Genomic DNA, 26371 nt, shown 5'->3' with positions numbered 1-26371 from the left:
TTTTTTTGGCTAAACTTATTATTTTTTAAGTAATTCCTTAATTTTTTGATTATGTTGTTTACTTTGTTCTAACAATTGGTTTAATAGTAATGTTGCTTGTTTGTTATCCTTCTTTTCAACTGACATCTTTAGTTCATGGAATGTTTTCCAATGGGACATTTCTTTTCCACCGTGTGCTTGTTTGAAAAACTCTTCTTTTGTTATCTTTCCAGCATCCAATTGTTTTTTTAATTCTACAATTTTTGCCATTTTTTCCTTTTTCCATTTTTCACGTTTAGCAGCATTTTCAGGACTCATCCATTTGTTCATTAGGGTTTTCTTCTCGGCCAGGACTGTCGTCCATTCTGCTTTTTTCTCTGGTGTATACTGATCTACCCAGGAAAGAAGCATTTTCTGTCTTTCTTCCATCTTTGCTTGCCAATCTTTATGCATCATGTTGCGATGCCCTTTTTCTTCACAATTACAAGGGGCTTTTTCCCTCTGTTCACCATTGGAGGTATCTGGTGTGGCTGGGGCGGCGGCGGCCATTCCAGGCACTGACATTAATATGCCTAATGATAAAAGTAACAATTTAAACTTCATAAGTATCTCCTTCCACAAACGTATTTAGTAAATTTCATCTCTGGTACGATATTATCATTCCCAGTAATTGAAAAAAAATTTACCAATTTGACAAATTTTTAGTAAAAATACTCTTGTGGAATTATTTGAAGTGGAGTATTCTATGAATAGAAGATATGTGAAGCATTTCACAATACAAAAGATTTCTCATTCTAATATGGCCTTCAATCCCCCAATTAAAGGCAAATCCCCATTCCAATAGGAATGGGGCTGTTTTTTATTTATTAAAGGCATTTTCCTATTCCCATTCTAAAATCTCAAGACGATTGCCGAAGGGGTCATGGAGGTGAATTCTATTTGCTCCTGGAAGAAGTTCATCTTCTGTAAATGCCACTCTCTTTTCACGTAGATGAACTTTTAATTCTTCGATCTTCTCAACAACTAAGGCAGGATGTGCTTTTTTTGCTGGTGAAAACGGTTCTTCTACACCGATGTGAAGTTGAAAGGTCCCAAATTCGAACCAAACACCGCCTCGTTTCTTTAATTCTGCAGGTTTCTCTACTTCGATTAATCCGAGGATTCCACCAAAAAATTCCCTCGCGGCTTCTTCACATCCCTTAGGGGCAGCAAGTTGGATATGATCGATCTTTTTTATAGCAAATGACATAAACACTCCTCCATTTGTCAATTCTCCTCTCTTATATTTTAATAATTTTATAATTTTCTTTCAAGTTCAAAATTTCTTTGGTTTAATATACATCTCTTTTAGTAAAGACAAAGAATGAAACAAAGATGGCTCCTGCCCACCAAACGAAGAGTACTAGTATTGAGAATGAAAGGTTCATTCCTTCGATCGGTGGTGCTGTTCCTTTCATATAATCAGTTAACCGCAAATTGACCATAAAAAGGTACTTGGCGGATTCCCATGAGGATACCATGTTTGTTAAAATGGCTCCTGAGATTAATGAGGCAAGCATTACACCCATACCAGCTGCTGTACTTCGAATCAATACTGACAGCATAAAGGAAAGGGTACCAACAACAATGGATACAAACCAGACTAGTCCAAAGTCCATTAACAAAAATTTCCACTGACCCATCAACTTGACTTCAGACGTATTTAATCCAGTCTCAGTCACATTAAATCCTGTCAATATTGGGGCACCCCACCCCTTGTAACCAAAGACCAGACCGGAAATTAAATAGGAAAGAACCCCTGCAATCGCAATGATTAAGGAAATCGCTAAACACAGGGTAAAATATTTACTCAAAAGCACCTTCCACCTCTTGACAGGCCTGGTCAACAGCAGCTTGATCGATCCTAAGCTATGTTCAGAAGAGACCAGATCACTGGCAATCACCATAACCATTAAGGGAATAAACAGATCAATCGAGTTTTCTAGAAAAATTCTCATAAACGTTGGGGCACCCGGCTCAGATGGATTGATATCATGATCGAGATAATATTGTTGCTGCTGGAGAGAGATTTGCAGCTGTTTTTTCCATTCATCTGTTATTCGACTGCTGCTTAAACGATTCGTCGTATCAACAATCTGCTGTTGTAATATTGTTCGCCAATCACTGGTTCCTAGTTTTTCACGTTGTGTTTGTACTTGTTTAAATTGTGCATATGTAAATAGCATGACAAGAACGCCAATAATGATAGCAATAACAATGAGCCGTTTCTTAGCAATCAGTTTCATCATTTCATTCTGAATTAACTTATTCAATCATGTCACCCCCGGTTAGCTCGAGGAATAAATCTTCCAGGACTGGCATTTTTCGATTCATTTCCATCACGGAAACACCGGCTTCAACCAATTGCTTATTCCATAGAGGAATCTTTTTTTCATTAAATTCCGTCAAAATAGTACCTTCATCTGTTTCTTCAATGTTTGTTAGAGAACGTAATACTTCCCTTCCTCGATCAAGTGGTTGTATATGCCAAACCACTCGTTCTCGATTGGAAAGCAATTGTTGGACCGTATCGGTTCGGATGATTGTCCCTTTGGATATGATCGCGACTCGATCACATAAAAGCTGGATCTCACTTAAAAGATGGCTTGAAACTAGAACACTTAAACCTTCTTCCTCTGCAAGATAACGAATAAATTGGCGCATTTCCCGAATCCCTGCCGGATCCAAGCCGTTTGTTGGCTCATCAAGGATTAACACTTTTGGGTTTCCCAATAATGCTTGAGCAATCCCAAGACGCTGTCTCATCCCTAAGGAATAAGTTTTTACCTTATCATGAATTCTTTCTGTTAGACCGACAAGTTCAGTCACTTCTTTAATCCGTTCTTCACCGATTCCTTCGATCATTCTGGCAAAATGAAGAAGGTTATTATAGCCTGACAAATAGGGATATAATTCTGGATTTTCCACAATACAGCCTAGGTTTGTCATTGCTTTTTGGAAATTTCCCTCAATATTAGAACCACAAATAAGAATACTGCCTGATGTTGGTTTGATTAATCCGACAAGCATGCGGATAGTAGTTGTCTTACCTGCTCCATTTGGTCCTAAAAATCCAAATACCTCTCCTTCACAAAGATCAAAAGTAAGTCCCTTAATAATTTCTTTTTTTCCAATCACTTTTTTTAAATCTTTAACGGATAATGTAATTTTTTTCTCCATCGATTTCCCCTCCTTACCAGGTGAGCAGTGAGGCAACTCGTTCGGCAATTAAACGATACCCTTTTGAGTTTGGATGAAACTTATCTGAATATAGATAATCATTTACCTTTAACTCAAACAAGTCGAAGGTTGGAACAAATACAATTTTCGGAAAAGAAGCACTAACTTCAGCACTGTCATAATTCCAATGGCGTACCACCTTTGACATTTCTTTTCCTTGATCTAAATCAATAAACGGATTATACAATCCAATGAAAAACACATTGGCATTTGGATTGTTATTGCGTATTTGTTTTAAAACAAATTTTAAATTGTCCAAGTACTTCTTTTCAATGGAAGCAATATCTTCTGTTTCAAAGTCCATTAATGCTTGGCCCCCTCGGAACAAGTCGTTCCCGCCAATCGTGACCAGCACCATATCAGCTTTCCCGATTTGGCGGCCTACTTCGGTTTCTTGGACTTGTTTCCTTAGTGAATCAGACCTTTGTCCATTAATGCCGAGATTGGTAAGTTGAACGGGACGTTTTGTTTTTTCCTTGATTTCATCTGCCAAAACACCGACATACCCCTTTCCAGTCTCATCTCCCGTTCCTCGAGTTAAGGAGTCACCTAGGGCCACGATGTTTAATTCTTTTTTATTTTCTACCCTGGAAACACGCTTTACTTCCGGAACCTTCTCCGGTTTTCCCGCATAATACTCGCCTACTGCCCAGCCAAGCCCGACCAGCCAGAGGAGGCAAAACAACACAGCTATGCCTGTAATCGAACGAATGACATTCTTATTCAATGCAAATAACATCCTTTCTGGCCATTTCTTTCTTTCATTTAATCATAGTTGCGATATGAATCAAACTTTCAATACTTGTAATTACTGAAAAATTCCATGGTGGCGTTGATCATTATCATTAATCATTACTTACACAATAAAAATAAAGGAACCTCAAAGAGAATTCCTTTGTTTTGTTCATTTATTTGGTTCCTGTTTCCATAACAACATTCCTAATTTTCTTAAACAAATATATGGCGCCAATTAGAATAAAAAGGACGATAATTGTTAGAAACACGTATTTCTTAATGGCTTCAAAAAATATATCCCATTGTGGTCCAAGGCTTTTTCCAATAAAAATAAAACTCGAAACCCAAAGGGTCGATCCAATTCCCGTATATAAAGTATAAACCTTAATTGGAACACGAGTAATCCCAGAAAAGTAACCAATGAAATGTCTAAATACGGGGATGAATAATGATATGAGTAACAGTTTATTTCCATATTTTCTTATCCAATTTGAAATGGCCTCTAAACGCTCTGACTCTATATGAATCCGTTTGCCATGCTTTTCAAAAAATTGCATACCGAGTTTAAATCCCACCCAATAGGAGAGCAGCATACCTAAGGTACATCCTAATGCTGAGGAGAGAATACTACCGAACCAATTGAGTTGATCAAGAAAGGATAGAAAACCTGCATATGCCAGCACTGCTTCCATCGGGATTGGAAGCGCCAATATTCCTAGCGCAATCGAAAGAAAAAGAACAAGATATCCATACTCGTTCATAATTGTGGTTAAATATTGCAATGATGGAAAGCTCCTTTCTCTTTTTGGATTTATATCAATTAATTTTCATTAATCAATATTGGTATTTTATCCATTCTTCTCTAATATAGTATCGCTTTCCATCAATTTATTGGTATTTTAAAAATAGTGTTTGCAAAAGCATTAAAAAAGCCGATTTCCAGCAGAAATCGGCTTTTTTACTATTCTTCTAGATTCCCCATTGGTCCAAAAAATTCAAAGTGAATTCGATCTTCAGTTACACCAATTTCCTTTAATGATCGATTAATTGCTTTCATAAATGGTACCGGTCCACAGAAATAAAAATCCGCATCCTTTGAATTGACTTTTTCTTGCAGCCAATCGCGAGTTACATATCCTTCCACATCAAATCGATTATTTTTGCGGTCTTCTTCAGTTGGTGAATCATAGAAGAAATATGAATTGACATTGTCTAATTTCGATAATTCCTCTACTTCAGCTCTTAAAGCATGGACATTTCCATTGGCAGCGGCATGAACAAAAGTGACTTTCCGTTCTGGCTGAACCTCTACAACTGTCTTTAACATACTCATCATTGGTGTTAAACCAACCCCCCCACTAAGTAACACGACAGGAGTATTTTTTTCAGTATTTAAAACAAAGTCGCCTGCTGGAGCACTAACTTTTAAAATATCACCTTGATTCACACCATCATGTAAATAGTTTGACACCATACCATCTGGATTTTCAGTTCCCGCCTCACGTTTCACGCTGATTCTGTAATAACCCTTACCCGGAGCATCTGATAGGCTGTATTGACGAATATGAGTAAATTTTTCACCAGCTATTTCTAATTTGATACTAATATATTGTCCAGGGGTAAAATCTGCAATTGCCTTATGATCTTCAGGTGTTAAGTAAAACGAGGTAATCACTTCACTTTCCACTACCTTTCGATCAACAATGAAATTGCGGAATCCACTCCAGCCTCCTTGTTTATTTACTGTTTCATCATATAATTCTGCCTCAACACTAATAAAAACATCGGCAATGACATTATATGCTGCCGCCCATGCATCAATAATTTCATCTGTTGCTGCATCACCTAGTACATCCTTAATGGCTAGTAAAAGATGTTTGCCAACAATCGGATAATGCTCTGGCAAAATTCCAAGACTTCTATGCTTTTCCGCTATTTGTTTAACAACCGGAAGAATTGCCTCCAGATTATCAATATACATGGCAGCGGCATAGACCGTTCCAGCCAATGCCTTTTGTTGTCTACCTTGTTTTTGATTGGCATGATTAAAGATATTTAATAATTCAGGATGGTTAGCAAACATCAATTGGTAAAACCGAGTGGTAATGGCTTCACCATGTTTTTCTAATACAGGTACAGTAGATTTAATAATTCCAATTGTTTTTTGATCTAACATGAATAACACTCCCTATGTAATTTTGTAATTACTATTCTCATAGTGATTATATGAAATTTCATACGCGTATTAAGTGATTCAAATCACACATAGCTATTTTTGAATAATTCGAACTAGGTACATTAGTCACAAAATGTTCACTTTTGAATATGACAAATATAACTTGTCGTAAAATATGTATTCTTGTAATGTTGATTCTAGTTATCATAATATATCAAAAATACACAAACTTTCTGCCGCACTTTTGCGGTTTAGATACTTAAGTTAGGGATATTTACCCGAGGAAGAGGATTAAGATGAACAAAGCAAAAATTGCGTGGATCACTGACACCACGGCTTCTCTCAGCAAAGAATTTATTGAGCAAAATAATATTCATGTGGTTCCACTAAATATTGTCATTAACCAAGAGTCCTACAAGGAAACAATAGATATCACTCAAAAAGAGTTTTACGAGCGAATGAAAAAGGAAGACTCGAAATTTCAAACCTCTCAGCCAGGACTTGGTGATTTTGTGGAACTTTATACAAAGTTAAAGGAAAACTATGATTTTGGAATCGCTATCCATGCCTCCAGCTTACTATCCGGAACATTTCAAACCTCTGTGATGGCAGCGGAAATGGCTGATTTTAAATTGGTACCTATCGATTCCATGACCGGCTCCTACCCACTCTCATTTTTAATAAAAAAAGGGATTGAACTAGTAGAACAAGGCTATGAAATCAGTGAAGTGGAGGCCAAACTTAATGGATTACGCGAGCACACTCGTTTATATTTAGTCCCATCAAATTTGGACCAACTCAAAAAAAGCGGCAGAGTATCCGGAGGCCAAGCCATCCTAGCCTCCCTATTTAATATCAAGCCTATTTTAGCAATTGAAGATGGAGGCGCTAAGATAAAAGATAAAGTTAGAACGGAAAAAAAATCCATTGCATGGTTAATTAATAATTTAAAAACCGATTTGGAAACAAAAACTGTTAGGAAAGCAGCTATTGTCCATGCTAACGATATCGAACGGGCAACTGCGTTAGAGAAATTAGTCAACGAAACATTTCCGGAAATTGAAACGGAAATAATGATGCTAATTACTGTTGCCGGAGTGCATACGGGGGTTGGAACTCTAGGACTTTCGTGGGTTTGCGAATAATCGAAAAAGGACTGATGAATTCAGTCCTTTTTTCTATTATTCGGTTGCAAGAGATTCTACATGTTGTAACGTTAGAAGTTATTTGTGCCCGTTACATCGAAAAAGAGATGATTACGGGAACAATTGGACTCAAGTCGTTCCCCTCCCATTATTAAATGTGTAGGCACTAAATGCAATTAATTCTTCTATTATTATACTCTATTTCAAAAATATGTTAGAGTTTTCCTCCACTTTAATCTATTATTTATATAAGAAGTTTAAAAATAACATGAAATGGGTTTGAAATGATGAAAAATATGAAAAGAGTGTTTGTATTGTTAGGTGTTCTTGTTACTTTAGGTTTGATTTATATTGGATTTTTACAATTTAAAATTAGTCAATATAGTCATAAAGACGTTCCTAAAAATGCAGACTATTTGATTGTTCTCGGGGCAAGGGTGAAGGGCACCGTCCCTTCCCTTGCATTTGCGAGTAGAATTAATGCGGCAGCAGATTATTTAAAGAAAAATAAAAATACAATTGTCATCGCATCTGGTGGAAAGGGACCTAGTGAAGATATCTCTGAAGCGGAATCGATTAGAAGAGAACTGGTCGAGCAGGGCATAAGCGATGCTCGGATTATTTTAGAGGATCAATCGACTGATACGTATGAAAATATTAACTTTTCTAAAAGGCTTATTCCTAAGGGTGAAAGGCTTGGTCTGGTGGTGACAAATAATTTTCATATCTACCGTGCCGTTTCCATTGCTCGAGACTACGGACTAGAGGTGCAGGGACTTCCAGCAGAAACTCCATGGATTGCCGTGCCAAAATCCTATTCACGTGAATATTTAGCCATTACAAAATTTTATTTAAAGAGATATATCCTTGACTAATTTTATAAACAAAAGAGTACTGTGATTCAGTACTCTTTTGTTATTAATCTTTGGTTGTTTTTGCATAAATACATGTATCTCGTAATCCTTTACCATCAGCAGAAAGTCCATCATTTAGTAAAATCCCCTCTAAGTTAAATCCTAGGTGTTCAGGAATGGCCCTGCTCTTGATATTTTGGGAGTCGCAGCGGATTTCCACCCGATTTGCTTTAAGTTCGGTAAAGGCAAATTTAGTAATTGCCTCGGTTGCTTCGGTAATATACCCTTTCCCGCTATAGCGAGAATCAATCCAGTAGCCAATCTCAAACTTTGGTATACTCCAGTTGATTCTGTGCAAACCTGATGAACCTATGAATTCCCCTGTTTCCCGATTAAAAATATGTAACCTCAAATCCTCACGGGTTAGAAACTTGGCATGTGCATCACGAATATTAATTTCAACATCGTCCTCTGTTTGCTCTTGATAGGCCCAAGGCATCCAGTCTTTTAGTTCGGTTAAGGATGCCTGCATGGCTTGGTAAACAGCTTTACCATCTCCGGGTAAAGGATTGCGTATTAGTAATCTCTCTGTGTAAAACTCTTCTGAAAAATCTAATAGTATTGGTTTCATAATTTTGCCCTCCTTGTGAATTTAAAATATTCGTTGCTGATTTTGTAATTCCTTTTTCAAAAAAAATGACCTTGGAATGGATTCGCTGATTGGATGAGAAAAATCGCTGATTAATTAGGAAGATTCGCTGATAGGAAAATCCGCTGATTAACAGCAGAAAAAAATTCGCTCATTTAACTGTGAAATTCGCTCATAAGACCATCATATTCGCTCATCGAATTGAAAAATTCGCTCATCGATTCTAAAAATTCACTCATTACCCAAATATCGCCTCAATACGGCACTAAAAAAGACTCTTCCCATACAAGGAAGAGCCCAAAATTGCTGTTTTTAGTATGCTTTTGCCCAATAAACCATCTTGTCAGCATCTTTTCCACAGCAGACACATTTTTCCGATACTTGTTCTTGCTCAAATGGAATACATCTTGATGTTGCTCCAGTATCTTCTTTGATTTTTTCCTCGCAGGCTAATTCGCCGCACCACATCGCCTTAATGAAACCAGGTTTAGCTTCAAGTGACTCTTTTAATTCACCTAGTGTTAAAGCAACTGAGGTTCTTTCTTCACGGTGATTTAGAGCCTTATTATAAAGATTTGTTTGGATTTCATCTAATAACTCAACAAGCTTTGCTTCTAATTGATCTAGTGGCACGAACACTTTTTCTAAAGTATCGCGTCTTACTAAAACCACTTGCTTGTTTTCGATATCTTTAGGTCCAACTTCTAGGCGGACTGGAATACCCTTCATCTCATATTCATTGAACTTCCAACCTGGTTTTTTATCGCTGGCATCAATATCAACACGAGCAACTTTACCAAGGGACGTTTTCAAATCATAAGCAAAATCAAGGACGCCTTCTTTATGCTGCGCAATCGGCACAATCATCACTTGAGTTGGCGCTGCTTTTGGTGGAATTACGAGACCACGGTCGTCGCCGTGAACCATGATTAGAGCACCGATAATTCTTGTTGTAAAGCCCCATGACGTTTGATGCACGTACTGAAGCTTTCCTTCTTTGTCCGTGTACTGAATGTTAAAAGCCTCTGCAAATCCTGTACCAAAGTGGTGAGAAGTACCTGACTGTAATGCTTTTCCATCGTGCATTAAGCTTTCAATGGTAAAAGTCGCTTTTGCACCGGCAAACTTTTCTTTTTCTGTTTTTTGTCCTTTTACAACCGGAATTGCAAGGATTTCTTCACAAACAGCGGCATATACATTTAGCATTTTAATGGTTTCTTCCATTGCATCTTCGTCTGTCGCATGGGCAGTATGACCTTCCTGCCATAAAAACTCTAATGTCCGTAGGAACGGACGAGTGGTTTTTTCCCAACGTACAACGTTTGCCCATTGGTTATAGAGCTTAGGCAGATCCCGGTAAGAATGAATAATGTTGCTATAATGCTCACAGAAAAGAACTTCAGATGTTGGTCGCACAACCAATCGTTCTGCTAATGGTTCAGACCCGCCATGTGTAACCCATGCCACTTCAGGTGCAAAACCTTCGACATGATCTTTTTCTTTTTGAAGCAAGCTTTCAGGAATGAACAATGGCATATAAACATTCTCATGCCCTGTTTCCTTTATTCGTCGATCCAGCTCATTTTTTATATTATCCCATAAAGCATAGCCATACGGGCGGATAATCATTGAACCACGCACACTTGAATAATCAATTAAATCAGCCTTAGTGACGACATCTGTATACCACTGGGCGAAATCATCGTCCATTGCCGTAACATCTTTTACAAATTCTTTTGCCATGTTTGACACCTCATTATTTTTTTAAAATAAAGATATGGGCGTATCCGCTTTTCTGCACAAAAAGACCTTGATCCTAAAAAGGGACCAAGGCCTGGCGGTACCACCCTAAATTCATAAAGCAAAATTGCTCTATACACTTTCCTTGATAACGGACATGATCCGCATGTATCTTTAAATTCGATACAGAACTCGGGTGGCAGGTTCAAATGACCGTCTTAAGAAACCTCACACCAATGGTTTCCTCTCTTGGTAAGACCATTTCACTTTACTAATCCCCGTCATAGTTTCAATAGTATTTTTGAAAATTATATATTTCAAAATGAAAAAAGTCAATTTTTTTATGGAATATTTTTCTGATGTCAACAAATTACCTTCTCATTGACTTTAAACATGTGTATAAATCGGTTAAAATGCTAGTAATTATAAAAAATGGGGTGGTGGTTTCCATGGATAAAGAAAAAGATGATCTCCGACAAGAGGAAGAAGAGAAAGAATTTTTGCTAGAATATATCAGGATGCAAAATGAGGCAATGAAACGGATTTATAAAAATACCCTTGATAAAGAAAAAAAGGAATAAATACATCTCCCAAAAACTACACATGACTTATCTTCCCTCAACAATATTCATAAAACGTTCATATTAATCACTGAATATACAAATTTAAACGGTTTATTTGCATTTATAATACTCTTATGTTGTTAATCAATCACACGTAAGAGGAGACCAAAAATGAATATATATACGATCATTACGGCAATTATAGTTTCCACTGGAACCGGATATTCCATCTATTCTGTCTACCGCCATAAAAATAAACTAGCTACTACCTCTGGAACAATGATTAGTATGGTTATTGCAGTGATTACCGGTTTACTGACCGGCAGTATCATTGGCATCATTTCAGGTGAGATTTTTCTAGTAGTCGGAGTCAGTATGATTATCGGATTTGTCATTGGCTTCTTAGCAGGCCACCCAATCGGGATTTTAGCTATCTTAATGGGCTCTATTTCTGGTCTAATAGGCGGAATTATCGGCGCCATCCTTGGTGCATTTATTCAATTTATTAATCCAACAATTCTATTAGGAATCTTGTTGGGATTCTATATCCTGATTATTGGATTCGTGATTATGTATATTTTCGTTGAATCCAATAATAAATTATCCCTTGATACACAGGAACTTTCGCCATTTGCGATTATCGCTGGAGGAATTGTGCTGGTATCGTTATTTCTGTTTATGTATAGCAGTGATTTGGTAGAAATTCCGGGTCAAAGTAAATCAAACCAAACAGAAACTGCCCAAGCCGCTGAAAGTCAAGAAGTTCCCAAAACGGAAGTGGATGTAACAAAGGAAAGCAAGCCGCTTGTTAAGATGGAGGTCACCACCCAGGGGTATACCCCAAATGTCATTCGTGTCAAAAAAGGTGTTCCGGTTGAACTAGATATAAACAACCCGCTTGATAGTACGAATTGTATCTCCACCTTTATGATTCCTGAATTTAATATTAACAATGTCAACTTAAAAACGGGTACTACAAAACTAACCTTTACTCCTGATCATTCAGGCACATACACCTTTAGCTGTGGAATGCAAATGTTTAAAGGGACAATTATTGTAGAATAGACTGGACAAAAAGCACACGAATTTCTATCGTGTGCTTTTACATTATTAATCTATTCAAATAAGCTTTCTGCCTGCCGCTTCTTTCGCTTATTTTCTGCAGCGATAACTTTCATAGAAAGATAGATTCCTGTCCCTGTTAGAATCATTAAGGCAACGGCGGTTAAATCTATTAACCATTTCACATTTGTATTGCCAATTCTACCTTCATGAAGGCCCCGGATGATTGACATAATCGACCCTTGCCCCGGCCTTTGTCCACGAATTCCCTCCGGCAGGTTTCCATTTTCCCTAAAGTCGCGTTGCCCTTGGAACTGACCGTTTCCATTCTGACCATTAGCTTGTCCTTGAAATGGGCCGCCGCCCTGAGGTCCTGAATTTTGTTGATTTCCTTGTTCAAAACCGCCATTCATTCCTTGGGGACGCTCGCCTTGGTTAAATGGACCTGGCTGGAAATTCCCCTTTCCACCTTGAAACTGTGTTTGACCGATTAACCAAGGTTCATTCATTAACAATCCTGTTAAGGACTCGATAAAGATGAAAATGGAAGCAATTAAGCCTATCCATAGATGTGCCTTTCTCGTACTCTTCACGTTAAGACTTCTCCCTTCAGTTTTCCATGTAAAAATCTTTGCCTGAATAATATCAAACACATTATGAAGGGGGTTCCTTAAGTTTTTCTTAAGAAATAGATCTACCTTGATTTTTTTGAATAAAAAAACCAAAAAATTTAATTTTTTTGGGTTTTTGGGAAAATGATTTCAATTGTCGTTCCTTTACCTGGCGTGCTTTGCACCTTTGTCTTACCATGATGTTTCTCAATAATCCATTTTGCAATCGATAAACCGAGTCCTGTTCCTTCAGCAGCCGTCCTCGCCTTGTCACTTTGATAGAAACGGTCAAAGATTTTCGGAATATCTTTTTCTGGAATACCAATCCCGGTATCCTTTATTTTAAGAAAAATGGAGGAATGATTCTGTGAACATGAAAGCAGTATTTCCCCGCCTTCATTTGTATATTTCATGGCATTGTCTAATAATATGACGATTAATTGATGAATTCTTGCTTTATCAGCAAAAAATCGCACAGGTTCCGTTTCTTGTAAATAAAGCGATTTTTCTTGATACAATGCAATTTCTTCATATTGTTGAAGAATTTCTTTTAACAAATCATCGAGTTGGAATTGTTCCTTTTTGACCTCAATTTGATCAGAGTCCGATCTAGCAAGAGTTAATAAGTTGGTCACTAATTTAGAAAGCCTTCTTGATTCATTGGAAATCGTTGATATATCAAGAATCCGATCCTGAATAGTTGCTTTTGGAGCCCGAAATAGGACTTCCGTTTTTGCCTGGATAACCGCTAATGGGGTTCTTAGCTCGTGCGAGGCATCAGATACAAATTCTGTCTGCTTCTGCCAAGCTTTTTTAATTGGGACTAATGCCTTTCCCGCTAAAAAATAACCTGACGCAACGGCACAAATAATTCCAACACCCATCCCAATTAACATTATTAACAAAAGTCTATTCAATAATTCTTGTTCAGAATTCACATTGCGAATGAATTGAACGGTTATTCTTCCTAATTGGGGATGTTCCACCTTAAAGGCAATATACCTAAATGAAAAATCCTCAACATCCACATCTGTTAAAGTATTAAATTCTGTAGGCTTGATTAACTTCTCATTACCTTCAAAAATGTCCGCATCCCGATTTTGTCCCAACAACAACTGGTTGTCTTCATCCCAGATCAGGGATAATATCCGTGGGTCCCGCCTAATAAATTTTGGAAATTGCCCTCCAATCCCCCCATTACCTTCTCGAATTCCACCTGGTCCATCCGGCTGCTGTTGTAAATGTTCTATCGATTCGAGCAGGGATTGGTTGACATCTTTATATAATTTATTACTTGTATAAAAATAAATGACGGTCCCTAGTATACTTATAAGAACGATAAATACTAATGAATTTAGAAAGGTTAATTTAATAAGTGTTTGCCGAAACATGTGAACTCCTATTCTTCATTCAACATATAGCCAACGCCGCGAATCGTTTTAATATCACTATGATAGCCTGATGGTTCTAATTTTTTACGGAGATGATGCATAAATACCTCCACAATTGCGATGGTTGTATCTGAATCAAACCCCCACACCCGGTCATAGATTTGTTCTTTTGTGAGAATGGCTCCCTTGTTTTGAATTAAATATTCTAACAGTTCGTATTGCTTTGCTGTTAGTTTGATCTGTTTCCCATCGACAACAATGTCCCTTTCCTTTCCTAACAATTCAATCCCGCGATACTGAATCGTTTGATTGGTTGTTAAGCTGCCGCTTCTTCTTAACAAGGCACGGATTCTCGCCTTTAATTCAGCAGCTTGGAAAGGCTTAACCAAATAGTCATCCCCGCCGCTGTCAAGTCCCTGAACACGATCTTCAAGCGAATCTCTTGCAGTTAGGAAAAGGACTGGTATATTTAAGCCTTCCTTCCTAATAGTCCGTAACACTTCAAACCCATCAATCTCGGGGATCATTACATCCAATACAATCACATCATGAATATTCTGCATTGCCAAAAACAATGCATCCTCACCATTCGAAGCTTGATCAACTTCAAACTCATCGGATAAAAGCTGTACGATGGATTCTAATAAAAGTAGATTATCTTCTACAACTAATAAGCGCATTCTCTTTCTCTCCTAAGCATCGTATAAAAATAATTATAGCAAACAAAGCACTCCCCACATACTAGCTGATTATTGTTCATCATTCACTAATAACGAGGAAATTACCGTCCACTTAATTTCCACCCCTGCCTCCAAAGCTACGGTTCATCCCTCCCGCATTGCCTAAACCACCAAAAACACTACCTTGTGTATTTGTCGTTGAAGTTTTAGACGAGCTAGCTTTTGCTAATTGAGGTAACTTAATCGTTTCACCTTCTGACAACCCTTTTGTTATTTCCACATAATCTTCATTTGCTAAACCGGTTTGAATGGTTTTTTTCTTAGTTTCAGAGTTATTATGATCAGTGCTCTTTGAATTGATAATGACATATTTATCCTTGTTTGATGTATATACAGCATCAAGCGGAACATAAAGGGCATCTTTCTTACTTACTGTTAAAATTCGTGCTTCTGTACTCATCCCAACTTTAAGTTGATCTGGTTTGTCAATATGAATGGTAACAGCGAAAGTGGAAACTCCACTTGAGGATGTCCCCTCTTCAGAAATGGCTGAAACTTTACCAGTAAATGTTTGATCAGGAAACGCATTAACTGTTAAGTCAACTGACTGTTTCTTTTTTATTTTGGAAATATCCTGTTCATCGATTTGGACCACGGTTTGTAATTCGTTGTAATTGGTTACATGTGCAACAACTTGTCCATTCGTAACACGCTCACCTGCGGATACTGCAAGGCTCGTAATAACTCCAGTAGCTGATGATGTTATAGGGTCACTTCCATCCGAAAAGGTAATTAATTCATCACCTTTGTTTACTTTCTCGCCAACCTCTACAAGCACTTCGTCTATTTCACTATTATCAAACTTTGATTTAATATCTTCGCTGGTTACCGCTTGAACGGTTCCCGAACCACTGATGTTGACGTTTAATGTACCTTTTTGAACCACTGCCGTTCTCACTTGTGCGGACACAGTTTGTGAACTCAGCGATAATGGTTTCCATTGATATCCGACAAATCCAATAACTAGGACGCTACCTGCAATTACTATCCATTTTTTCATCTTAACTTACTCCTTTTTGTGTTCCTGAATTCCGCCCAGGATGCCAAAATTTCTAACTTACACTCAGTATTATGTTTATTCCTTAACTTTTCCTTAAAAGTTCTTATATTTTGCGGGGAATCACTGATTTGAAAAAGGTTTATTTTCGATTGACAGAAATTAGTGGGTTATTATATAGTTTAACAAGTGAATAGTTAAATAGTTGAACTATTTTAACGAATGGCTGTGTTTAACTTGTCACAGCCGTATAAAGAGGTGAAAACAATCATGGATAAAAATGTCATTCAAGAACTAATCGACAGGTATGTGTCCGTATCCTTTCAAGTCCACAAAAAAGCAGAATATTTAATTAAGGGGCAAATTGGCGACGAACTCACAAACGACCAACATTACATACTAAGATATATTTATCAAGCAAAGGAATGCACTTCTACGGAGCTAGCAGATGCTTTCGAAGTAAATAAAAGCGCCATCACCGCCATCATTAATCGAATGGTCGATCGCGGTCTAATCCAAAGAACACGTGATGAATGCGACCGGAGAGTGGTTTACTTAACCCTAACAAAGAAAGGTTACACCCTCTACGAGGATTGCCAAGAAAAAGTTCAATTCCTTGTTGAATCCATCATTACCCAATTTGAAGAATCGGAAATTACTACCTTTATAAATACGTATGAAAAATTGGCAAAAATTTTAGTCAACAAGAAAAACGAAGAACTGGGGGAATAAATAGTGAGAGCGATAATAAAAGGAAAATGGTTTATATTACTCGCGTGGATCCTCGTTATCACCGCCCTATTTATGGTGGCACCAAATATAGAAACATTAGTTCGGGAGAAAGGGCAAATTACTGTTCCAGAAGGATACTCCTCAACTATTGCCGAAAAAATCCTCAAAGATGTTCAATCAAGTGAAAACAGTGGCAGTAATCTACAAATGGCGTTGGTTTTTCATAGTAATAAAAAGTTAACCAAGGCCGATTTCGAAAGTGCGGAAAAAGCCGTAAATCAGCTTGAAAAAAACAAGGAAAACCTAGGGATTTCCGAAATTTTAACCCACTTTAAGCAAGCCGAATTAAAAGACCAACTGGTATCTGAGGATGGAAAAACCATTCTTGTTTCCGTAAAGGTGGATGTAAATGGCCGTGAAGCCAAAGAAATTGCAGATGAACTATATAAAGAAATGGATGATGTAAAACTGGAGCATTACTACACAGGTAACTGGGTAATCAGCGATGACCTTGTCACCAACTCGCAAGAAGGATTGAAAAAAACAGAAGGAATTACTGTAGGATTTATTCTAATTGTACTTCTACTGGTGTTTCGATCGGCAATAGCACCAATTATTCCATTGGTTACGGTGGGGTTCAGTTATCTTACGGCTCAATCGATTGTTTCTTTATTAGTGGATAAAGTTAACTTTCCACTCTCAACCTTTACACAGATTTTCTTAGTTGCTGTCCTTTTTGGTATTGGAACAGACTATTGTATTTTACTGCTTAGCCGTTTTAAAGAAGAAATGGCAAAGAATGATAGTGTAACAGAATCGATTGTGGAAACCTACCGTACCGCAGGAAAAACAGTTTTATTTAGCGGGGTTGCCGTTATGATTGGGTTTGCTTCGATTGGCTTTTCGACCTTTAAGCTCTATCAATCAGCAACGGCGGTTGCCGTAGGTGTAGCAATCCTATTAATCGCCCTTGTTACAATTGTCCCCTTCTTCATGGCTGTGCTTGGCAAAAAGTTATTTTGGCCATCCAAGGGCAAACTGGAGCACAATGAAAGTAAATTTTGGGGATTTGTGGGCAGGTTTGCACTCGCACGTCCATTGATTGCCTTTATTATCGTCGGGGTCATCTCTATCCCCTTCTTATTCACGTATAATGATCAATTATCGTTTAATTCACTTGAGGAAATCAGTGATGATTTTCCATCAATAAAGGGTTTTAATATTATTTCTGAATCATTTGGACCAGGCGAGTCTATGCCTACCCAAATCGTCATTAAAAACGATGACCAAATGAACACTTCCGAATATATGGCTATCACTGAAAAAATAAGTCAAGAGCTCGCACGTGTCAGCGATGTGAATTCCGTCCGTTCCGCAACCCGTCCAACCGGGGAAACAATTGATGATTTATATCTATCCAAACAGGTGGCGAGTCTCGGGGAAGGCCTCGAGCAAGGTAACGATGGAATTAAAAAAATCAGCGATGGCCTGGAGGAAGCTGGCAGCCAGATGGCAGCCAATCAGCCGAAAATGAAGGAAGCCACCGAAGGAATCAGCGAGTTAATTAATGGAACGAATAAACTAAAAACAGGGATGGGCGACATCCAAAGCGGGCTGACCGTTATTGAGAAAGGAATTAGATCTGGTTCCGCCGGCTCTGCACAGATAAAAGATGGTTTAACCCAGGTTAAAGAAAAATCAAAAGAGGTTCTAGCCGGAAGCAAACAATTACTCGCTGGCTATAAAAAGGCAAGTACAGGATTAGCTGCCCTCCATGGGCAATATGAGAAAGTAGCAACAGGATTAGGTTCCTTGAACAAAACACTAACGGCTACAAATCAATATTTTTCAAATCTGGAACAACAATACAGTGATATCGGTCAAAATCAAAACTATCAAGCTATTAAAATGACTGTTCAGGGCTCGCAAACCGCAACAAAAGAATTAGCTGGCGGGTTACAGCAATTAAATACTGGGCTTAAAGGTGCACAAGAAGGTATAGAATTTGCCAACAGTAAATTCACAGAAATTACTGTTGGCCAGAAAGCCCTAATTACCGGAATGGAAGGCCTGTTAAAAGGGATTTCCGATCTTGAAACTGGACTTGACAAAATGGCTGCAGGACAAGGCAAAGTCATTGCAGGACTTCCCCAATTTACCGGTGGACTCTCCGGAATCAATAATGGGCAAAAACAGCTTCTAACAGGATTTCAAGATATGGGAAATCAGATCACACAGCTTTCAGATGGCTTAACTCAAAGTGCTGATGGTTTAAATAAAGTGTCGGACGGACTGAATTCGGCTCAAGATTACTTATCTGAAGTATCCAATCAGAAACAAAATGGATTTTATATTCCTCAGGACGTGCTAGATAGTAAAGACTTTGAGCAAGCACTCGACGTTTACTTGTCAAAAGATCGAAAAGTAATGACGATTGATGTGATCTTCAGTAAAAATCCATATTCTAATGAAGCGATTGACCGCGTTCCAGAAATAAAGCAAGCAGTCAAACGCGTGATTAAGGATACCAAACTCGAAAATGCTAAAGTGGCAATTGGCGGTGTATCCAGTATGCATAATGACCTTGATTCTATTTCAAAAGCTGATTATTCAAGAACCGTTGTTCTCATGCTTGTTGGGATTAGTATAATCTTAGTGATTTTGCTTCGTTCACTCATTATGCCGCTTTATCTAATTGGCTCACTCGTCCTAACCTACTATACTTCGATGGCCATTTCAGAAAAAATCTTTGTTAATTTATTGGGTTACTCTGGAATAAGCTGGGCAGTGCCATTCTTTGCCTTTGTGATATTAGTAGCCTTAGGAATCGATTACAGTATTTTCTTAATGGATCGCTTCAACGAATATCGAAACATGCCCGTTGAAAAAGCCATTCTACTGTCTATGAAGAAGATGGGGACTGTTATTATTTCAGCAGCGGTTATCTTAGGCGGTACATTTGCCGCAATGATGCCATCAGGTGTTTTATCCTTGTTGGAAATTGCAACGATACTATTAATCGGATTGGCCTTGTACTCCCTTGTTGTACTTCCATTGTTTGTCCCTGTAATGGTAAAAACATTTGGAGAAGCCAACTGGTGGCCTTTTATAAAGAATAAAGATAATTCCAATCTTATTGAATAATTTAACTACGCTGGTCCAATGGATCAGCGTTCTTTTTTAAAGAAAACGGGCAAATTTGTTTCTTTCATTTATTTTGAAACTTTTTCATCATTATTTCGTACATATAACTAGGATAGGTAGTTGGAATATCTAGAAATTTTTCCCTTTTTTAAAAATACATTATAATGTACATAGGAACAAAATCGTTGAGGAGTGAAATAAATTGGGTGTTACACTTAGCAAGGGACAAAAAGTGGATTTAACCAAATCTCACCCTGGCCTGCAAAATGTCGTGGTCGGGCTAGGATGGAATATTAATCAACAGGGTTCAAACTTTGATTTAGATGCATCTGCCTTTTTATTAGGTGAATCTGGAAAAGTGAACAGTGATCAGGATTTTGTGTTTTATAATAATCCAAACGGTGCAAACGGATCCATCATCTACAGCGGTGACAATCGTACTGGTGCAGGAGCACACGATGATGAGCAAATCAGGATTGATTTAGCTAGGGTACCTTCCCACATTCATCGGGTTGCCTTCACCATTACTATCCATGATGCTCAAATAAAAGGGCAAAATTTTGGACAAATATCAGATTCTTATGTGCGCATCTTTAATGAGCAAACGCATGAGGAATTATTAAGATTTAACTTGGGCAGAGACTTCACGGTAGAAACAGCCATTGTCGCTGCTGAATTGTACCGGCATAATGGCGAATGGAAGTTTAATGCGATAGCCAGTGGTTTCCAAGGTGGCCTTGCAGCACTTTGCCGGAACTTTGGAATTGCTGTTGATGATCCACCTTCGAGTGTCCCAACACCGCCAAGTTACCAACAAAATCCTAATTCGTACCAACAAAGCCAATCAAGCCCTAATCTGTTCCAGCAGAATAGTCCATACCAGCAAAATTATACAAATCCAAATCAGCAGCGCACCCATCTTCAGCCTGAATCATCCTATCAACAGCCTGCCTACGGATTTCCGGCACAGTCGTATCCTGCGACAGTCAATTCTCACCAAACATATGGTGGAGATGAGATCATTTGTCCGCGCTGCCACTCGTCAAATGTGAGGACAGGAAAGAAAGGATTCGGTCTGGGTAAAGCAGCCATTGGCGGACTCATCCTTGGTCCTGTCGGTCTCCTTGGTGGATTCATCGGGAAAAATCAATTAAAATTTTCATGTAATAGCTGTGGAAATTCCTGGTCCCCATCGCAAACTGATTACGCTGAATGGGCAAACAATTCGAAGAGAAAGGCACAGGAACTTTTTAATCGCTACAAAAGTCAGGATGTCCTTGAAGCAGTGGTTGCTGCCTGTGCTTTAGTGGCCATGGCAGATGGGTACTTGGATGCTTCTGAACGTCAAAAAATGATTGAGTTCGTCCATCAAAGTGAAGAATTACGTGTTTTTGATACGACGAAGGTCATCCAAAAATTTAACTTGTTTGTTTCTAGAATAGAAAATGACCGGATGATGGGTCGTGCGGAAGCCTTCCGTGCTCTTGGAAAAATTAGAACCAAACCCGAAATTGCTCGTCTTGTCGCCCGGTATTGCATCGCCATTGGCTATGCTGATGGAAATTTTGACAACAATGAAAAGCAAATGGTTAGCGATATCTGCCGTGAACTTGGACTTAACCCTGCAGAGTTTTTATCTTAACCGACGAAAGCCTCCATTCCATCTCGGAATAGAGGCTTTTTTGTTACTTGTTCCAAATTCGCTTATTTTCCAAACGCTTGGTTAGACCCATTGAATCTAATTTTTCTAAAAATGGAATCATATATTTCCGTGAAAGTTCTAGAACATCTTTCGCCGCTCCGACATCAAATTCTGCTCCTGTTTGACTGCGCAATTTAGCCACTGCTTGTTGAAACACATCTCCATGATATGCAAACTGGGCATCCAGCAGGACCAGTACTTCTTCCTCTTCTAAAAAGCGTCTTAAATCTGCCTCCAGAGTGCCAGGGATTCCGGCATCAGAAAAATACTCTTTTAGAGAACGAACTTTTAATCCATCCTTTTTTAATTCGGCAACCAGATTTTCAGTCCGCTTTGCCCAATTTTTGGGCACATGAGGCACAAAACTGGCTATCGAAACAAACTGTCCTCTTCTATTAAAGATATGATTGGTAATTCCATTCTCGATAACAAAATCCAGCAAATGTTTTGGAACTCTTTTTTCAAGGGTTTGCAACAGCACAGCTTTATTTATCCCTATTTTCATCGAATAAAGAAGATGATAATCCTGTAATCTATCAAAAATATCTTCCTCAATTGAATTAATCAACAATTGGAGCGTATATTCTTTCCCGTCAAAAAAGACAAATTCTTTCTCATTTAATTTTTCAGTTACTGTGAATTCGTCTAAAGAGGTCCGTTTGATTAACTCATCCAGGGGCAGGCACTTTGCTTCCATTAAAGCAGCAGTAATCCGCTCTTTCGGTGAACCGACCTTTTTCTTTTCCAGTTCTTCAATCGTCTGGTTACCAAAACGATATTTGTCACCACGTGGATCAATCACCCAGCCCCCGCCTATCGTTTCTTGCGGACTCGGACGACGTAAGATAAAGCGATCCCCGCGTTTTGTTAAAATTTCCTCCTCAAGTCTCAGTTGACAAAGGATTTCGCCATTTTCCTCCTTGATTTCATTGCGATCAAAAAAGACTATCCGGCCCATTACCTCCGCGGTTCCGATATGAAGCTTAATCGGCATTCGCTGTTTGACCATGTGCTCAAGGTCTTCAACGACACGAATCGCTACATCCAGTGTCTTCGTGACAAGGAAATGTTCAGAGGAGACAAGCACATCTCCCCTCTCAACATCTTCCTTAGAGACACCTGATAGGTTAATAGCCGTGCGTTGTCCTGCGAACGCCCTTTCAGCCGGTGAATGGTGGACTTGAATCTGACGTGCTCTAACCCCAAGCCCTTTGGGCATAATTTTCAGGATTTGTCCTTCGACTACTGTTCCTTCATACACCGTTCCTCGAACTACAGTACCTTGGCCCTTTATTGTAAATACCTGATCAATCGGGAGACGGAATGCCCCTTTCGCATCACGCATTTCTTGTTCTTTTAATTTTTGGATAATTAATGCTTTCATCTCATCGATGCCTTTTTTGGAAAGACTGTCTACCAAAACAAACGGTGCATCCTCAAATACAGTTCCAGAAAGTTCCTCTAAAATATCATCTTTAACAAGTTCGATAAATTCTTCATCCACTCGATCAATTTTTGATATGGCCACCAAACCATTTTTTACCCCTAAGAATTTCAAGATGTCTAAGTGCTCTCTCGTTTGCGGCATCACACCTTCGTCTGCTGCAACAACGAGCACGACCAAATCAATCCCTGCAACTCCAGCGATCATTTGCCGGATAAACCGTTCGTGTCCTGGCACATCAATCACTGAAATTTGGATTTCATCATCTTCATATAATGGTGCAAAGCCAAGCTCAATGGAAATTTGACGTTCCTTTTCTTCTTTTAATCTATCTGTATCTACATTGGTTAACGCTTTGGTTAAAGACGTTTTCCCGTGGTCGATGTGCCCTGCCATACCAATTGTAAAATATCTTTTTTCCAAGGATGCCACCTACTTTATCGTTCTTCCCTTCTAATGTATCGATTATGGCTCTATTGTTCAAGGGTAGATTTTACGACATCTTTGTCTTCGCTTTTCAAGAAATCTCCACATTCATCTAGTCCATCCTTCAGAAAAACACTTTAAACTACGAAAAACCAGATTCATCTGATTTTTTTATTTCACCTGTTCATTTGGTCGTAGAAAACGATAAAAGACAATTAATAGCGATTGAATGAATAAATAAGCACAAACAGAGTAAATAATACTGTTTCCATTTTTATAATGAAAAACACCCATGCTATGGTAAACCCACTCTACCCCAATAGCGGCCGCAGTAAAACTTAAAATAAAAAACACTAAGTAGCGATCCTTTATTTGAAATTTTTTATAAAGGTATAGAAAAAGATAGGAAAATGGTGGATAGAGGAAATAAACTACTATATCCATAACTGTGTATGCAGGACCATCCATGATATCATAAAAGTCAAACGGCTCAGATCCAAATGAATTATCGAAAAGACCTGCAGCTGTTAAGCTATATAGGAAGATGAGAATGGTTAATTGATTTGAAAACACTTTTGGCAAAAAGAAAAAAATGCCCCAGGATACTAAAACCGCACAAATAACAAAATAATCATTCTGACCAAATTTATGTTCTACCAACATCATCCTTGCATTTCACCTCCTGCTCTTGCAGTCCTTTAAACCAATTAAATGCATACATGGCAAAAAACAAATAAAGCAGATAATAAATAACGGTAAAAATATGATTCCACTTTTTAAAGGTATATAACTCACTGCTTAAATTTACTTTATCAATCCCAAGGATTATTAGACAGTATAGTAAAAGGAGTAAAAACTGTTTTATTAAAGTACTATTATTTATATACATAATGAGATAGGAAACAAATAATGGGCTGAAGACACTTCGAAATAGAAGAAATGCCAAATATAATTTCGGAGTGGTTGTGGTTTTCATCCATTTAAATGTTTCAAATAAACCTAAATAGGTATGAGTGTTAATAAGACAGGTTAGCAGGACAAGAAATAATAGCTCCTTTCTCGACCCTCGGTTCTCCTGACGATTAAAGATAAATAAGCCCATCATCATCCAACTTAAGACAAAATAAAATGTAAATACCATGAAATCTCCTCTTCAAATTTCAGCTTTATACCTAACACCCTAGTCATTTCCATATTTAATTAAAAATAGAAATTTTTTCACATTAAATATTTCAAAAAATAGTTAAAATGAAGGAAAATGATAGCACTTTGTCAAACTTTCTTTATGAGAAATTAACAAATTCGGAGGGTTTACCCTAGTTGAAAGTATCCGGGGGGATTTATTTGAAAGTTGATGTGATTGTGGTGGGTGCAGGCCTAGCAGGTTTGGCGGCAACGGCTGAACTTGCAGATGCAGGAAAAAGAGTACTGCTTTTGGATCAAGAACCCGAAGCCTCCCTTGGCGGCCAGGCTTGGTGGTCATTTGGAGGTTTATTTCTTATCGATTCTCCCGAACAAAGAAGAATGGGGATCAAGGACTCCAAGGAACTTGCTTGGCAGGACTGGTTAGGGGCTGCAGGTTTTGACAGAGAAGTGGATGAGGATTATTGGGGGAAAAAGTGGGCTGAAGCGTATGTTGACTTTGCAGCCAGCGAAAAAAGAGAATGGCTGACAGGAATGGGGGTTCGTTTTTTCCCGGTTGTCGGTTGGGCAGAGCGAGGTGGATACACGGCTGAAGGACATGGCAACTCAGTCCCACGCTTCCACATTGTCTGGGGAACAGGTCCGGGTCTCGTTAAGCCATTCGAGAATCGAGTCAGACAAGCAATGAGGAACGGAATTGTCGATTATCGCCCACGCCATCGTGTGAATGAATTAATGAAAGAAAATGGTGTCATCACCGGTGTTAGGGGTGACATTTTGGTTCCAAGTAATGCTGCTCGCGGGGAGGCTAGCTCCCGAGAGGTAATTGGGGATTTTGAGTTTCATTCTTCATTTGTTGCGGTTACAAGCGGAGGGATTGGCGGTAACCATGAACTCATTCGAAAAAATTGGCCCGAAAGGCTCGGTAAGGCTCCACAAAAAATGATCTCAGGCGTTCCGGAACATGTGGATGGAAGAATGCTTGGCATTACGGAAAATGCCGGCGGACGAATCGTCAATCGTGACCGAATGTGGCATTATACCGAAGGAATTCAAAACTGGGCCCCAGTCTGGCCGAACCATGGCATTCGGATCCTGCCGGGTCCATCCTCGCTTTGGCTTGATGCCAAGGGGAAGCGTTTCCCTGCGCCGAACTTTCCTGGTTTTGATACCTTGGGAACACTCGAAGCCATTATGAAATCAGGCTACGACTACTCCTGGTTCATCTTAACCCAGAAAATTATTGAAAAAGAATTTGCCCTATCTGGGTCTGAGCAAAATCCTGATTTGACTGGGAAAAGTATCAAAAAAGTGTTAGCTCGTGTCCTCCCAGGACCTACTGCACCCGTAAAGGCATTTATGGATAAGGGAGAAGACTTTGTGATTGCGAATACCCTGTCTGAACTTGTAGCCGGGATGAATAAACTTTCCGGTGATAACTTGTTGTCTCTCGAAGAGATTGAGCGACAGATTCTTGCTAGAGACCGGGAGATTGAAAATAAATTTACCAAAGATCTTCAAATTACGGCCATGCGTGGAGCCAGAAATTATCTTGGGGACAAACTGATCAGAGTGGCACCCCCTCATCGAATTCTCGATCCCAAAATGGGTCCATTAATTGCAGTACGTTTAAACATTGTCAGCCGAAAAACACTAGGCGGTCTCCAGACCGATTTATCCGGCAGAGTCCTTGATGTAACTGGAAAACCTGTGCCCGGTCTATACGCAGCGGGCGAAGTTTCAGGTTTTGGCGGAGGCGGCATTCATGGTTATCGCTCGTTGGAAGGAACGTTTCTCGGTGGCTGTTTGTTTTCAGGGAGGCAAGCTGGACGCGCCATTTCTAAAGAATTATCATAAGA

At 38.7% G+C, this 26371-nt stretch carries 24 protein-coding genes and 1 other annotated feature; of the genes, 8 read left to right on the top strand and 16 right to left on the bottom strand.

The genetic code is table 11. The features are described 5' to 3' along the window. Window positions 1–18: 18 nt before the first annotated feature. The 7 genes from ACE198_RS12450 to hmpA form a co-directional block, all read right to left on the bottom strand. A complete protein-coding gene (locus ACE198_RS12450) occupies window positions 19–582 on the bottom strand; it encodes a hypothetical protein (RefSeq protein ID WP_098575280.1) in 564 nt (187 codons plus the stop codon). Window positions 583–859: 277 nt separating this feature from the next. Continuing rightward, window positions 860–1228, bottom strand: a complete 369-nt coding sequence (locus tag ACE198_RS12445; RefSeq protein ID WP_098575279.1) for a VOC family protein — start codon at window positions 1226–1228, stop codon at window positions 860–862. 82 nt (window positions 1229–1310) lie between these two features. After that, entirely contained in the window at window positions 1311–2291 is a 981-nt protein-coding gene (locus ACE198_RS12440) for an ABC transporter permease (RefSeq protein WP_375375751.1), read from the bottom strand. After that, a complete protein-coding gene (locus ACE198_RS12435; RefSeq protein WP_251460629.1) occupies window positions 2284–3198 on the bottom strand; it encodes an ABC transporter ATP-binding protein in 915 nt (304 codons plus the stop codon). Before ACE198_RS12435 ends, ACE198_RS12440 begins: the two co-directional genes overlap by 8 nt. A 13-nt stretch (window positions 3199–3211) precedes the next feature. Then, window positions 3212–3985 carry an SGNH/GDSL hydrolase family protein gene (locus ACE198_RS12430; RefSeq protein ID WP_251460627.1) on the bottom strand — a complete coding sequence of 258 codons (774 nt, stop codon included), beginning with the start codon at window positions 3983–3985 and terminating at the stop codon, window positions 3212–3214. Window positions 3986–4166: 181 nt separating this feature from the next. Next, window positions 4167–4775 (bottom strand): DedA family protein, encoded by a 609-nt coding sequence (locus ACE198_RS12425; RefSeq protein ID WP_375375750.1) that lies wholly within the window; start codon window positions 4773–4775, stop codon window positions 4167–4169. Between the two features lie 179 nt (window positions 4776–4954). Beyond that, complete coding sequence (gene hmpA / locus ACE198_RS12420) at window positions 4955–6169, bottom strand: NO-inducible flavohemoprotein (protein WP_098575274.1); 1215 nt, start codon at window positions 6167–6169, stop codon at window positions 4955–4957. 296 nt (window positions 6170–6465) lie between these two features. On the opposite strand from hmpA, the gene ACE198_RS12415 reads away from it, so the two are divergent. Together ACE198_RS12415 and ACE198_RS12410 are read left to right on the top strand one after the other, a co-directional pair. Beyond that, window positions 6466–7314 carry a DegV family protein gene (locus ACE198_RS12415; protein ID WP_098575273.1) on the top strand — a complete coding sequence of 283 codons (849 nt, stop codon included), beginning with the start codon at window positions 6466–6468 and terminating at the stop codon, window positions 7312–7314. A 287-nt stretch (window positions 7315–7601) separates the two neighbouring features. After that, complete coding sequence (locus tag ACE198_RS12410; protein ID WP_375375749.1) at window positions 7602–8189, top strand: YdcF family protein; 588 nt, start codon at window positions 7602–7604, stop codon at window positions 8187–8189. A gap of 43 nt (window positions 8190–8232) precedes the next feature. Here the strand turns inward: ACE198_RS12410 and ACE198_RS12405 are convergent, their stop codons facing one another. Both ACE198_RS12405 and proS read right to left on the bottom strand, forming a co-directional pair. Continuing rightward, entirely contained in the window at window positions 8233–8799 is a 567-nt protein-coding gene (locus tag ACE198_RS12405; RefSeq protein WP_375375748.1) for a GNAT family N-acetyltransferase, read from the bottom strand. A 330-nt stretch (window positions 8800–9129) separates the two neighbouring features. Continuing rightward, window positions 9130–10569 carry a proline--tRNA ligase gene (gene proS / locus ACE198_RS12400; RefSeq protein WP_373561717.1) on the bottom strand — a complete coding sequence of 480 codons (1440 nt, stop codon included), beginning with the start codon at window positions 10567–10569 and terminating at the stop codon, window positions 9130–9132. A 67-nt stretch (window positions 10570–10636) separates the two neighbouring features. Then, window positions 10637–10851 (bottom strand) — a binding site (T-box leader). 155 nt (window positions 10852–11006) lie between these two features. Between proS and ACE198_RS12395 the strand changes: the two genes are divergently transcribed. Together ACE198_RS12395 and ACE198_RS12390 are read left to right on the top strand one after the other, a co-directional pair. Continuing rightward, window positions 11007–11138 (top strand): hypothetical protein, encoded by a 132-nt coding sequence (locus ACE198_RS12395; RefSeq protein WP_285851280.1) that lies wholly within the window; start codon window positions 11007–11009, stop codon window positions 11136–11138. 153 nt (window positions 11139–11291) lie between these two features. Next, entirely contained in the window at window positions 11292–12185 is an 894-nt protein-coding gene (locus ACE198_RS12390) for a cupredoxin domain-containing protein (protein WP_375375747.1), read from the top strand. 50 nt (window positions 12186–12235) lie between these two features. On the opposite strand, the gene ACE198_RS12385 is transcribed toward ACE198_RS12390, so the two are convergent. The 4 genes from ACE198_RS12385 to ACE198_RS12370 all read right to left on the bottom strand — a co-directional run bounded on the left by ACE198_RS12385 (window position 12236) and on the right by ACE198_RS12370 (window position 15924). Continuing rightward, on the bottom strand, window positions 12236–12775 hold the full coding sequence (locus tag ACE198_RS12385) for a PepSY-associated TM helix domain-containing protein (protein ID WP_375375746.1): 540 nt from the start codon (window positions 12773–12775) through the stop codon (window positions 12236–12238). Window positions 12776–12912: 137 nt separating this feature from the next. Further along, the gene (locus ACE198_RS12380; protein ID WP_098575265.1) at window positions 12913–14184 is read right to left on the bottom strand and encodes a sensor histidine kinase; all 1272 of its coding nucleotides are present in this window, start codon (window positions 14182–14184) and stop codon (window positions 12913–12915) included. Window positions 14185–14192: 8 nt separating this feature from the next. Next, window positions 14193–14864, bottom strand: a complete 672-nt coding sequence (locus ACE198_RS12375) for a response regulator transcription factor (RefSeq protein WP_375375745.1) — start codon at window positions 14862–14864, stop codon at window positions 14193–14195. A gap of 112 nt (window positions 14865–14976) precedes the next feature. After that, the gene (locus ACE198_RS12370; protein ID WP_098575263.1) at window positions 14977–15924 is read right to left on the bottom strand and encodes an efflux RND transporter periplasmic adaptor subunit; all 948 of its coding nucleotides are present in this window, start codon (window positions 15922–15924) and stop codon (window positions 14977–14979) included. A 267-nt stretch (window positions 15925–16191) separates the two neighbouring features. Here ACE198_RS12370 and ACE198_RS12365 point away from each other — a divergent pair, with 267 nt between their 5' ends. From ACE198_RS12365 to ACE198_RS12355, 3 genes are all read left to right on the top strand, one after another. Continuing rightward, window positions 16192–16653, top strand: coding sequence for a MarR family winged helix-turn-helix transcriptional regulator (locus tag ACE198_RS12365; protein WP_375375744.1), 462 nt, complete (start codon window positions 16192–16194; stop codon window positions 16651–16653). A 3-nt stretch (window positions 16654–16656) separates the two neighbouring features. Next, window positions 16657–19797, top strand: coding sequence for an MMPL family transporter (locus ACE198_RS12360; RefSeq protein WP_375375743.1), 3141 nt, complete (start codon window positions 16657–16659; stop codon window positions 19795–19797). A 202-nt stretch (window positions 19798–19999) separates the two neighbouring features. Then, window positions 20000–21439, top strand: coding sequence for a TerD family protein (locus ACE198_RS12355; RefSeq protein WP_098575260.1), 1440 nt, complete (start codon window positions 20000–20002; stop codon window positions 21437–21439). 43 nt (window positions 21440–21482) lie between these two features. On the opposite strand, the gene selB is transcribed toward ACE198_RS12355, so the two are convergent. The 3 genes from selB to ACE198_RS12340 form a co-directional block, all read right to left on the bottom strand. Further along, entirely contained in the window at window positions 21483–23366 is a 1884-nt protein-coding gene (gene selB / locus ACE198_RS12350) for a selenocysteine-specific translation elongation factor (RefSeq protein WP_375375742.1), read from the bottom strand. A 174-nt stretch (window positions 23367–23540) separates the two neighbouring features. Continuing rightward, window positions 23541–24035 carry a hypothetical protein gene (locus ACE198_RS12345; protein WP_375375741.1) on the bottom strand — a complete coding sequence of 165 codons (495 nt, stop codon included), beginning with the start codon at window positions 24033–24035 and terminating at the stop codon, window positions 23541–23543. Further along, window positions 24016–24510 carry a hypothetical protein gene (locus ACE198_RS12340; RefSeq protein WP_098575257.1) on the bottom strand — a complete coding sequence of 165 codons (495 nt, stop codon included), beginning with the start codon at window positions 24508–24510 and terminating at the stop codon, window positions 24016–24018. The genes ACE198_RS12345 and ACE198_RS12340 overlap by 20 nt, the downstream gene beginning before the upstream one ends. A gap of 203 nt (window positions 24511–24713) precedes the next feature. On the opposite strand from ACE198_RS12340, the gene ACE198_RS12335 reads away from it, so the two are divergent. After that, on the top strand, window positions 24714–26369 hold the full coding sequence (locus ACE198_RS12335; RefSeq protein ID WP_375375740.1) for an FAD-binding dehydrogenase: 1656 nt from the start codon (window positions 24714–24716) through the stop codon (window positions 26367–26369). The last annotated feature ends 2 nt before the right edge of the window (window positions 26370–26371 follow it).

Origin of the sequence: Neobacillus sp. KR4-4 (assembly GCF_042136325.1) — a bacterium.
In the GTDB taxonomy this organism is placed as follows: domain Bacteria; phylum Bacillota; class Bacilli; order Bacillales; family Cytobacillaceae; genus Neobacillus.
Note: the sequence above shows the minus strand (reverse complement) of the source record. Positions and strands in the feature narration are given on the sequence as shown.